The organism is Chryseobacterium turcicum (assembly GCF_021010565.1).
Taxonomy (GTDB): Bacteria; Bacteroidota; Bacteroidia; order Flavobacteriales; family Weeksellaceae; genus Chryseobacterium; species Chryseobacterium turcicum.
This window is the reverse complement of sequence record NZ_JAJNAY010000001.1, coordinates 317441-330001: the sequence shown is the minus strand read 5'-3', so window position 1 is coordinate 330001 and position 12561 is coordinate 317441. Positions and strand designations below refer to the sequence as shown.

The following is a 12561-nucleotide window of genomic DNA, read 5'->3' as shown; positions in this document are numbered from 1 at the left end:
AAAAAAAAAAACACACAATGAAAAAAATGTACTCTTTTTTGTCGATTTTACTGACATCTTTGCTTTTTGCACAAGCCACGATTTATTCAGAAAACTTTGGAAATCCTACAGCAACCACTTTGTTAACAGCTTATTCGGGATTTCAAAACAGCAGCCCTATTGTTTATTCTGGTACTGCTGATGTAAGAACATCTGCTCCATCAGAGGGGTATACCGGAGCAAGCGGAAATGGTTGTGGATATCTAGGAAATGTAACGACACTTTCAGGAAACCCTGTAAAAACATTAATCGTAGAAGGAATTAATACCACAAACTACACGGGTATTGCCATGACACTTGGTCACTATAAAAGCACAAACGCTGCAAACAACGAACTTACAATTGAGGTAAGCGCAGATGGTACAACTTGGACACCGCTAACTTATACAAGACCCACCGGAACAGCAACATCTAATTGGGTTTTAATAAGCCCCGCCGGAACAATCCCAGCAACAGCTAATTTGAGAATAAGAATAACTAATGTTTTAGATTCTAATGCAGGCTTCAGGGTTGACGATATAAAGCTTACGGGAACCGCTACCAGTCTGGCAATTCGCGAAAACATCAAAAAAGAATTTAATATTTATCCTACTTCTGTTACTGAAGGCAAAATCTTCATTACTTCCACTAAAAACGCTGATAAAAACGTAAAAATCTTCGACCAAACAGGAAGATTAATGATAAACAAGATTATTACACGCGAAATAAACGTTTCTAACTTGTCAAAAGGAATTTATATTCTAAATATTGAAGAAGGCGGAGCTTCTGTATCCCAAAAAATAATCATCAAGTAATAAAAAATTTATAGTTAAAAAAAAGAATCTCAAGCAAAAGCTGAGATTCTTTTTAGTTTATAGATATATTTGTAAAACAAATTTAACAAATGATTTATCTCGTAACAGGAGGAAGTGGATTTATTGGTTCTCATTTGATAGAAAAATTATTGAAAGAAGGACATTCTGTCATAAACATTGACAATTTTGATAATTTTTACGATTATAAGATAAAAATTAAAAATACTTTAGATTCTCTTGAAAAAAACCTTGATTTTGAATTTTCTGAAAAAGAAAACGATATTCAACATCTAATTTCCATTTCAACATCAGAATATTACACTTTATATTTTCAGGATATCAGAGATAAAAAAGGATTAGAAAATATATTTCAAAATCATAAAATTGATGTAATCATACACTTAGCCGCTCTTGCTGGCGTGAGACCGTCTATTGAAAGACCTTTAGAGTACGAAGAAGTCAATATACGTGGCACGATGAATCTTTGGGAGCTGTGCAACCAATTTAGCATCAAAAAACTCATTTGCGCCTCATCTTCAAGCGTCTATGGAAACAATGAAAAAATTCCTTTTTGTGAAACCGATAATGTAGACCAACCTATTTCGCCATATGCAGCAACAAAAAAATGCGGTGAAATATTAGGGCATGTTTACCACAGTCTCTATGGAATAGACATGATTCAGCTGAGATTTTTTACAGTGTACGGGCCTAGACAAAGACCTGATTTGGCGATTCACAAATTCACAAAACTCATTTCAGAAAATAATGAAATCCCTTTCTATGGTGACGGAAACACAGCCAGAGACTATACTTATATAGATGACATTATTGACGGGATATTAAAATCAGTGGTTTATCTTGAGAAAAGCTCAGGAATCTATGAAATCATCAACTTAGGAGAAAACGAAGTTGTCACGTTATCGGAAATGCTGTCAGAAATTGAAAAAAATCTTAATAAAACTGCCATTAGAAAAATACTGCCATTACAGCCCGGTGATGTGCAAAAAACCAGCGCAGATATTACCAAGGCACGAAATTTAATCGGTTACAACCCTACCACCAACTTCCAAAATGGCACAAAAAAATTTGTGGAATGGTTTTTGAGAAAATGACATCAATCTACTGCGATTGCAAGTATACAGGCATTTGTAGTAAAATATAGATAAAAATTAACAAAAGAATTGAAAATCAAGTCATAAAAAAAGTTTATAATATAACCTATTTTTATACTTTTGCAAAAAATAATAAATTATGTACTGGACATTAGAATTAGCTTCATATTTAAGCGACGCACCTTGGCCGATGACAAAGGCCGAATTGATTGATTACGCAATCAGAACTGGTGCACCAATGGAAGTGGTAGAAAACCTTCAGGCAATTGAAGATGAAGGAGAGATTTATGATGCTATCGACGAAATATGGAGCGACTATCCAACAGATGAAGATTATCTTTGGAACGAAGACGAATATTAATGAAAAGCATTGAGCTTTAGGTAGTATACTTAAAGCTTTTTTAAATATATAACACACACCAAAGCGTGTAATTTTAATATGCTTAAAGCAATAAGCTTTGAGCTTAAATCAAATTCTATGAGTTTTTTAAATAAAGTTCTTAAAGGGTTTTTGGGAGACAAAAAAGCGCAGGACCTAAAGGAAGTAAAAAAAGTTGTAACAAAAATCAAAGCTGTTGAGCCAAGCGTTGGAGAATTATCTGATGATGGTTTGAGAGATAAAACCGCTGAATTTAAATCAAAAATTAAAGAAGCGACAAGCAGTATCACAGCGCAGATAGAACAAATTAAAGAGCAAATAAAAAACGCTACCAATGTTGATGAGAAAGAAGCGCTTTTTTCTAAAATAGAAGCTTTGAAAAAAGATTCTTACGAAATTGAAGAAAAAGTTCTTTTGCAAGTTCTTCCGGAAGCTTTCGCCTTGATTAAAGAAACATCAAGAAGATGGGCTCAAAACGGAGAAATTCGTGTAACCGCAACAGATTGGGATAAGCAATTAGCCGCTGCTGGAAAAGATTTTGTTGAAATACAAGGAAATCAGGCAGTTTGGAAAAACTCATGGAATGCAGCCGGAACGCCCGTAGTTTGGGATATGGTGCATTACGATACGCAGTTTATTGGTGGTGTAATTCTTCACAGCGGAAAAATTGCTGAGATGGCAACCGGTGAAGGTAAAACTTTGGTAGGAACACTTCCTATTTACTTAAATGCACTTCCTGAAAGAGGTGTTCACGTAGTAACGGTGAATGACTATCTTGCGAAAAGAGACTCGGCTTGGATGGGACCATTGTACCAATTCCACGGAATGTCTATCGACTGTATTGATAATCACCAACCGAATTCTGACGGAAGAAGAAAAGCATACAACTCAGATGTTACTTATGGAACCAACAACGAATTTGGTTTCGATTACCTGAGAGACAACATGGTAACTTCGCCTACAGAATTGGTACAGAGAGAACTAAACTTCGCGATTGTGGATGAGGTAGACTCTGTATTGGTAGATGATGCAAGAACACCATTAATCATTTCGGGACCTGTTCCTCAAGGAGACAGACAAGAATTTGATATTTTAAAGCCTTCTATTGATAGAATTGTTGAAGTACAGAAAAAAACTGTTTCTGCTATTTTTAATGAAGCTAAAAAATTAATCGCTGCAGGAAACACTAAAGAAGGAGGATTCAAATTACTTCAGGCTTACAGAGGTTTGCCAAAAAACAGACAATTAATTAAATTCTTATCGGAAAGTGGAAACCGTGCATTGCTTCAAAAAACAGAAGCTCAATACATGGCTGACAACAACCGTGAGATGCCGATTGTAGATAAAGATTTATACTTCGTAATTGAAGAAAAGAACAATCAGGTTGACCTTACAGACAAAGGTGTAGACTACATGTCTCAAGGAAACTCTGATGCTAACTTTTTCGTTCTTCCAGATATCGGAACTGAAATTGCAGAAGTAGAAGCTAAAAATTTATCTAAAGAAGAAGAATTTGAAGCGAAAGAAAGATTATTTGCTGAATTTGCTGAAAAGTCTGAGCGCGTTCACACTATGAGCCAATTATTGAAAGCCTATACCTTATTTGAAAAAGATGACGAGTATGTGGTAATCGATGGAGAGGTAAAAATCGTGGATGAGCAAACTGGCCGTATTATGGAAGGTCGTCGTTATTCTGACGGTTTACACCAGGCAATTGAAGCGAAAGAAAACGTAAAAATTGAGGCGGCAACGCAGACTTTTGCAACGGTTACTCTTCAGAACTATTTCCGTATGTACAACAAACTTGCGGGGATGACGGGTACAGCAGAAACTGAAGCTGGAGAACTTTGGCAGATTTATAAATTAGACGTAGTGGTAATTCCTACCAACCGTCCGATTCAAAGAGATGACAAACAAGATTTGGTTTTCAAAACCAACAGAGAAAAATATAACGCTGTAATTGAAGAAATTGAAAGACTAACCTCAGCGGGAAGACCGGTATTGGTGGGTACAACTTCTGTTGAAATTTCACAATTACTTTCAAAAGCGCTTCAGTTAAGAAAAATTCCACACCAGGTGTTGAATGCAAAACTTCACAAAAAAGAAGCAGAAATCGTTGCCGGAGCCGGTCAGCCAGGCGTTGTAACTATTGCAACCAACATGGCAGGTCGTGGTACCGACATTAAGCTTTCTAAAGAAGTAAAAGAAGCGGGAGGTTTAGCAATTATCGGAACAGAAAGACACGACTCTAGACGTGTTGACAGACAGTTGAGAGGTAGAGCGGGACGTCAGGGAGACCCTGGAAGTTCGCAGTTTTACGTTTCTTTGGAAGACAACTTGATGCGTTTATTCGGTTCTGAAAGAATCGCTAAAATGATGGACAGAATGGGTCATAAAGATGGGGAAGTAATTCAGCATTCTATGATTTCTAAATCTATCGAAAGAGCTCAGAAAAAAGTAGAAGAAAACAACTTCGGAACAAGAAAAAGACTTTTGGAATACGATGATGTAATGAATAAGCAGCGTGACGTAATCTACAAAAGAAGAAAGAACGCATTGTTCGGAGATCACTTGAAGTATGACATTACGAATATGATTTTTGATGTTTCAAATTCTATTGTAACCAAAGCTAAAGCAACAGGAAACTACAAAGATTTTGAATTTGAAATCATTAAAAACTTCACGATGGAATCTCCGGTTTCTGAAAATGATTTTAAATCAAAACAAATTCCGGAACTTACCAATATTCTATTCAAAGCAGCTCAGGATGATTATAATATGAAACTGAACTTGTTGAAAGAAAAATCGTTCCCAATTATTGAGAATGTATATCAAAATCAAGGTTCTATGTTTAAAATGATTCAGGTTCCTTTCACCGATGGTGTAAAAACGTTAACAATCGTTACCGATTTAAAAGAAGCTTACGATTCACAATGTGACAGCCTGATTAATGATTTTGAAAAGAATATCACTTTATCAATCATTGATGAAAACTGGAAACTTCACCTTCGTGAAATGGACGATTTGAGAAAATCTTCTCAAGGAGCTGTTTACGAACAAAAAGATCCATTGGTAATTTACAAACAAGAATCTTTCCACCTTTTCAGCGAAATGGTAGACAAGATGAATAAAGAAATTATTTCATTCTTATACAGAGGAGAAATTCCCGCATAAGAGACAAATTATAGATTTCACAAAAACCCACCTCATTTGAAGTGGGTTTTTGTTATTTATAGAATAATACTTATTAAAAAATATGATAAATATTAATTCATTCTTTTATTTAGAATAATTAAAAAGAATATATTTGCAGAAAATTTAGGTATTACAATGAATAAATTATTAATCTCAGCTTCATTATTATCAACTGTATTTATTTTTGCACAAGAAAAAGATACCGTTAAAACTAATAAAATCGATGAAGTCATTGTACAAGGATACATTACTCGAGATAGAGAGTCGGTAAACAAAATGCCTTTAAAGGAAATTGAAAATCCCCAGGTTTATAATATTGTCAATAAGAATGTAATTAAAGAGCAGGTTGTTACCAACTTTAATGATGCTTTAAAAAACGTCACTGGGATTGCCAGACTTTGGGAATCTACAGGAAGAGGAAATGACGGTGGAGAATATTATACCATGAGAGGCTTTTCGTTACAGCCAAGTTTAACTAACGGAATGCCTTCTCTCACAAACGGAACACTAGATCTTGCCGGAACTGAAACCATTGAAGCCATCAAAGGCCCATCTGGAACATTATATGGAGGAAGTGTAATTTCTTATGGTGGATTGATTAATGTAATCACCAAAAAACCATATCATCATTTTGGAGGTGAAGTAAATTATATTAACGGAAGTTATGGTCTAAACAGAGTGACAGCCGATGTAAATACACCGCTTAGTAAAAACTTATTTGCAAGAGTAAATGCTGCTTATCAAAAACAAAATACTTTTCAAGATGCAGGTTTTAGCGAATCTTTTTATGTAGCTCCTTCTATTAAATTTATTGCTAACGATAAGCTTACTTTTTATGTAAACACGGAAATCAAAAAAAGCGAGTCTGCTAATGCACCAATGCTTTTCTTAAATAGATATAATCCGCTAACTTTTTATTCAATCGGAGTTTTTAAAGAAAATTATAAAAAATCTTATACCAGTGATGATTTAACGATTAATAATACAACCTTTAATCTACAAGCCTCTGCCAACTATAAAATATCTGATAAATGGACATCAAAAACCATTTTCTCAAGAAGTAATTCAAAAACTGACGGATATTATCAATACCTATGGGATCAATCTAACGGGAAAGATTTCACAAGATTCATTTCTGATGTAGGAGGTGAAACCAATACAACAGGCATTCAGCAAAATTTCGTAGGCACTTTCAACTTAGGAAATGTTAAAAATAAACTACTCGTAGGTTTAGATTATTTCCAAAGAGATTTTATTCAAGGAGGAACTGGCTGGATTGACTATGGTACCGTAAATATCGTTGCCCAAAGTGATACTAAAGATAAGTTTTTAACCAAATCTGCCGTTGACAATGCATTAGCTGGAGCAGGACAAGAAATAGGTCATGCAGAAGCAAAAATATACAGTGCTTATATTTCTGATGTGGTAAACATCTTACCCAACCTATCAGCAATGTTAAGTTTAAGAATGGACCATTTTACAGGAAGAGCAAGTGCATATGCCACTGAAGACTCTAAAGACAAAACAACTTTCTCACCTAAATTAGGCTTGGTTTATCAGCCTATTCCAGACAAAGTATCGATTTTCGGAAATTATATGAATGGATTTAAAAATGTTGATCCTTCTCCGGTACAGATAACTGATAATCTTGGAAATGTTTTGAGCAACGAGCTTCGTTATTTTGAACCTGAGCATGCCAATCAGTGGGAAGTGGGAACAAAAGCCAACTTAGCAGGTGATAAATTCTCTATTACAGCAAGTTATTACAGCATTAATGTAAAAAATAAAGTGATGGGTAATGGCACCAATGTTAACCAAGGAGGTGAAGTTGACAGCAAAGGTTTCGAAGTGAGTATTTTGGGTAGCCCAATTCCGGGAATGAATATTATCGCAGGATACAGTTATAATGATAGTAATGTTGTAAAAGGAGAAGAAGGATATCCTGGTCACAGAACAGAAGATGCAGGGCCCAAAAATCTCATCAACTTCTGGGGAACATATAAAATACAAGACGGTTCTCTGAAAAACTTCGGTATCGGTTTCGGAGGGAATTCGGCAAGTAGATTTTATACCCTTAACAGGGGTAATGCGGGAGCATTCCCACTTCCAAGTTATATCATCATGAATTCTTCACTTTCATACACAGAAGAAAGATACAGCATCATTCTTAAACTAGATAATATTGCTAATAAAAAATATTTCTCTGGATGGTCTACAGTAACCCCTCAGAGATTGAGAACTTTATCTCTAAGCTTAAACTACAAGTTCTAATTTAAAATTGCATAAAATACTGCCAAACTACAAGTGAAGTTTGGCAGATTTATTTAGATAAAATCAGCATTAAATAGAATCAATCTAAATAAAAACAGAAAGACTTATATTTACGCATTCTTAAAAATTTCATGAAAAAAAAGCATCATCATCATAAAAAGAAACCGAGTGTCTATAAAAAATGGGCAGCCAAATTACACTTATGGTTTGGCTTATCTGTAGGCCTCATTGTTTTCATTGTTTCATTATCGGGAACGATGTATGTTTTTAAAGATGAAATTCAGAATCAGTTTAGAAAAGAAGCCATTTATGTAAAAGCAGAAACGGAAAATAAAAAACCTCTTTCTATTGAAGTTTTAAAAGAAAAAATTTCTTTGGAACTCAATGAAAAATATCCGGTAAGCGCAGTTGAAATACCTTTAGATAAAAACAAATCTTACAAATTTACTTTTTACGAGAAAGACAAAAAGGCGTGGAATTATTTTGATGAAGTAAAAATCAATAAACTCATCTATGTTAATCAGTACAACGGTACTATTTTAGGAATTTATAACGAAAAATATGACCTCTTCCCTATCTTGAAGTCAATCCACTGGAGTTTACTTTTAAAATCAGATTGGGGGAAATATGTGGTCGGAATTCCGGTTGTTTTGTTTATCATCATGCTTATTACAGGGATTATTCTTTGGTGGCCAAAAAACAAAAAAATGCGGAAAGGTCGTTTTTCATTCGACTGGAAAAATGTAAAAACCTGGAAACGCAAAAATTATGACCTTCACAATGTGTTAGGATTTTATGCTTCGTTTATTGCTTTATTATTAAGCCTTTCGGGATTATATTTTGCTTACCCTTGGCTGAAAAACTCATTTAATTTTGCATTATCAGGTAGCTTAGAACTTCCAAAAGAAAAGGCTATACAATCACCAGATTCACTTTTAACAAAAAACAACTCGGTTTTTGATCTTACGATTCTTCAAACTCAAAAAGTATACAGCCAGTCTTCAAGTTTCAGAATTCCATTAAACGGAAAAAACAAAAAAGGAAAAGAGCTGGAAAACATTCCGGTTACTGTATATGGTCAAGACGGCAGATATAGCGAAAGAAACCAACTTTTCTACGATAAATATTCGGGAAAACTATTATTGAACAAACCTCATCAGAAACTAACGAATGCTGAGAAATACGCCAATGCCAATTATGACATTCATGTAGGATCATATTTCGGGATTTTCGGCAAAATCTTATGGTTTATCACAGGATTAATTTGCACTTCATTACCGATAACCGGTTTTTTGGTATGGTGGGGAAAACGTAAAAAACAAGGAAAGAAAACATTATGAAAAAGGCTCTTTTATCAGTAGCTTGCCTTAGCACAATCGCTGTTTTTGCACAGGAAAAAGACAGTTTAAAAGTAAAAAATGTAGATGAAGTGGTACTTACAGCTTCCCGAAAAAAGGAAAGCATCAAAGAAATACCTAGCTCTATTACAATTGTTAGCGAAAAACAGATTCAGTCGCAATTGACTGTTAATTCAGACATTTCTAATATCCTACAATATACCGTACCAAGTTTAGGACCAAGCTCTGGGCAGACTTCTAATTCGGGGCAAACCTTGAGAGGTCGACAGGTTTTGGTACTTATAGACGGTATTCCTCAATCTACTCCGCTTAGAAACGGTGCAAGAGACATCAAATCTATCGATCCTTCGGCAATAGAAAGAATTGAAGTTATAAAAGGAGCCTCATCAATCTACGGAAATGGTGCTGATGGTGGTATCATCAATTATATCACTAAAAGAAATAAAACAGATAAAAAAATATCGGGAATTTCTCAGGTCGGTATTACCGGGCAGCCTTACGGTGGAACTTTAGGCTTCAGAGCAAACCAGCTTTTATCTGGTAAAATCAAAAAATTCGATTATGTAGCTTCTTTGGCGTATGAAAGAACCGGTGATGCAAAAGATGGTGATGGCGTATTGCTAAGCCCCACTTACAGCACAGCACAAATGAATAATTACAATGCATTGCTGAAATTGGGTTATGATATTAATGATGACCAAAGAATTGAAGTTTCTTACATGGGTTATGCCTCAAAATCTGATTTAAATTTAGGTATAAAAACCGGAAAATACGGCGTTACACCAACCATCGGTGAAGGTGAAGGTAAAAGCTTAGAAACTACTCCGCAAGGAACTCCGCGAAATCATAATTACAGAATAAACTACGACAACAAAAATCTTTTTTGGGGTTCTACTGCATTGAATGTTAATGCTTATATGCAGGATTTCAGAACAGTTTACGGGTATAGCGATACCTTTTTCGGAGGCGGACAATCGAATATTATTTCTAAAAAAATGGGCGCCAGAATCAATTTTGATACCCAACTTTGGTCTGCCACAAATTCTCAGGCTGAAGTAATCTATGGTCTGGATTTACTCAACGATAAAACCGTACAAAAGCTTGAAGACGGAAGATACTGGACACCGGATATGGATATGATCAATACCGCACCTTTCCTTTTATTAAAAATTGATTTACTGAAAAAATTAACGATAAAAGGAGGCTTGAGATACGAAAATATGACAGTAAATGTAGGAGATTTCAACACACTTTCTTCAGTAAAAAGTGACGGAACCTTCACTAAAAGTATTTTTGTAACCGGAGGAGATTTAAAATACAATGCCTTGGTTGGGAATATTGGTCTTCGTTATAATATTAACAATCAAATCAACCTTTTCGGAAGCTTCTCTCAATCTTACTCTATCAACGAGATTGGAAGAATTTTAAGAACCTCTACACAAAGCAGTCTAGCCCAAATAGAAGCCAAACCAATTATTGTAAACAATTATGAATTTGGCGCTACCGGACAGATTTCGAATTGGTTAAATTATGAAGTAACATCTTACGTAAGTACCTCAAAATTGGGAGCGTCTTTTGTACAAGGTGCAGACAGAGCTTTTACGATTCAAAGGTCTCCTGAAGTGGTGTATGGTGTTGAAGGATTCTTACATTTTACACCTGCAAGATGGATCAACTTCGGTGGAAGTTATAGCTGGTTAGAAGGGATTACTTCGCTTAAAGACGATGGTGATTACTCTGCAAAAGTAAACAACAGCAGAATTGCGGCACCAAAAGTTTTGGCCTATGTTCAGGTAAAACCTACCCAATCTCTTTCTTTAGGTCTTGATATGCTTCATTCTTTTGAGCAAGACAGATTCAGCCCTAACTCAAAAACAGGTCTGTATGCTTATGGCGAAGGAAGAGTTCCGGAATACACGATTATTAATTTTAAATCAAATTACGAGATCGATAAAAACTGGAAGCTTTCTTTAGGAATAGAAAACCTATTCAATACTACTTATCAGCCTGCAATTGCATGGTGGAATGCCAGAGATTCTGAATTTGTAAATGCTTTGGGAATGAGAGGAACCTTCATGGTCGAATATAGATTTTAATTGATTTGAATAAACGTATTTTAAATTTACACATTGTAATTTTCTATGAAGAAAAAACACCACCCTAAAAAGAAACCGAGTCTTTTCAAAAAATGGACAGGTAAACTGCATTTGTGGTTTGGTTTGTCTATCGGTCTGATTATATTTATTGTTTCCATCACCGGAACTTTGTTTGTATTCAAAGATGAGGTTGAAAATTTTACCCGTCAAGATGTTATCTATCACAACGAGCAAAATATTGCACAAAAACAGATTCTGCCGATTCGTGTTTTAGAAAAAATGGTAGATGAGCAGATGAAAGAAAAATACAAAATTCATTGGGTCAATGTACCGATAGACAAAAAAATGTCTTACCAGTTCTGGTGGTATGAGCACAACACTGAAGCCTGGAATTATTTTGATGAATTTCCTATCTACAAATCTGCATATGTAAACCCTTACACCGGAAAAGTTTTAAAGGTTTATGACGAAAAAATGGGCTTCTTTCAAATCGTAAAATCTATTCACTGGAGCTTTTTATTAAAACAAGACTGGGGAAAATATGTTGTCGGAATTCCCGTGATTATCTTCATCATTATGTTGATTTCTGGGATTATTTTGTGGTGGCCAAAAAATAAAGCCGCAAGAAAACAACGTTTTTCATTCAAATGGAAAAATATAAAAAGCTGGAAAAGGAAGAATTACGACCTTCATAATATCTTAGGCTTTTACGCCTCTATTTTTGCTTTAATCTTTTCGATTACCGGTTTGTTTTATGCCTTCCTTGTTGTTCAGATGATGATTTATTTTGTTTTTTCCGGAGGAAATACAGTGTATCCAGACTTTTCGCACATCACAACCAAAGCTCCGATAGAACTTAGAAACGAAACTACTTTAGATAAAGTTATTTCTACCACTCAAGCAAAATATCCAGACTCTTACGGATTTGCAATCGATTTGGGGCATCCACATATGGATGATCATGAGCATCCTAATTTCTCCGTTTTTGTAAAACACCTTTCTTATTCTTATCACAAAAACAGTAGTTTGATTTTTGATGAAAATACGGGTGAACTTTTACATACTTACAATCACGAAGACAAAAACTTTGGTGAAAAAACGGTTGCCGCCAATTATGATATTCACGTAGGATCTATTTTGGGGCTTCCAACCAAAATCATTGCATTTATTGTAAGTTTAATTTGTGCTTCACTTCCTGTAACCGGATTTTTAATCTGGTGGGGAAGAAGAAAAAAGGCAAAAAAAGCAATCTGAGTTTTCAAATAAATTAGGTTTAATAACTATTAATACAATCTTTTTTATAAATTTATTGCCTCG

Annotated in this window: 8 protein-coding genes; all 8 read left to right on the top strand. The window is 34.9% G+C overall.

Annotated features, from left to right (window positions below; genetic code table 11):
- Positions 1-17 precede the first annotated feature (17 nt).
- The 8 genes from LO744_RS01605 to LO744_RS01570 all read left to right on the top strand — a co-directional run bounded on the left by LO744_RS01605 (position 18) and on the right by LO744_RS01570 (position 12498).
- Positions 18-833 carry a T9SS type A sorting domain-containing protein gene (locus tag LO744_RS01605; RefSeq protein WP_230666718.1) on the top strand — a complete coding sequence of 272 codons (816 nt, stop codon included), beginning with the start codon at positions 18-20 and terminating at the stop codon, positions 831-833.
- A gap of 89 nt (positions 834-922) precedes the next feature.
- On the top strand, positions 923-1945 hold the full coding sequence (locus LO744_RS01600; RefSeq protein WP_230666716.1) for a GDP-mannose 4,6-dehydratase: 1023 nt from the start codon (positions 923-925) through the stop codon (positions 1943-1945).
- 139 nt (positions 1946-2084) lie between these two features.
- A complete protein-coding gene (locus LO744_RS01595) occupies positions 2085-2306 on the top strand; it encodes a DUF2795 domain-containing protein (protein WP_027382805.1) in 222 nt (73 codons plus the stop codon).
- A 117-nt stretch (positions 2307-2423) separates the two neighbouring features.
- Positions 2424-5498, top strand: a complete 3075-nt coding sequence (secA, locus tag LO744_RS01590) for a preprotein translocase subunit SecA (RefSeq protein WP_230666714.1) — start codon at positions 2424-2426, stop codon at positions 5496-5498.
- Positions 5499-5654: 156 nt separating this feature from the next.
- Positions 5655-7790: a TonB-dependent siderophore receptor gene (locus LO744_RS01585; protein WP_230666712.1), complete on the top strand. Its 2136-nt coding sequence runs from the start codon at positions 5655-5657 to the stop codon at positions 7788-7790.
- Between the two features lie 131 nt (positions 7791-7921).
- On the top strand, positions 7922-9130 hold the full coding sequence (locus tag LO744_RS01580; protein ID WP_230666710.1) for a PepSY-associated TM helix domain-containing protein: 1209 nt from the start codon (positions 7922-7924) through the stop codon (positions 9128-9130).
- On the top strand, positions 9127-11244 hold the full coding sequence (locus LO744_RS01575) for a TonB-dependent receptor (protein WP_230666709.1): 2118 nt from the start codon (positions 9127-9129) through the stop codon (positions 11242-11244). Before LO744_RS01580 ends, LO744_RS01575 begins: the two co-directional genes overlap by 4 nt.
- 45 nt (positions 11245-11289) lie before the next feature.
- Positions 11290-12498 carry a PepSY-associated TM helix domain-containing protein gene (locus LO744_RS01570; RefSeq protein WP_230666707.1) on the top strand — a complete coding sequence of 403 codons (1209 nt, stop codon included), beginning with the start codon at positions 11290-11292 and terminating at the stop codon, positions 12496-12498.
- Positions 12499-12561 lie beyond the last annotated feature (63 nt).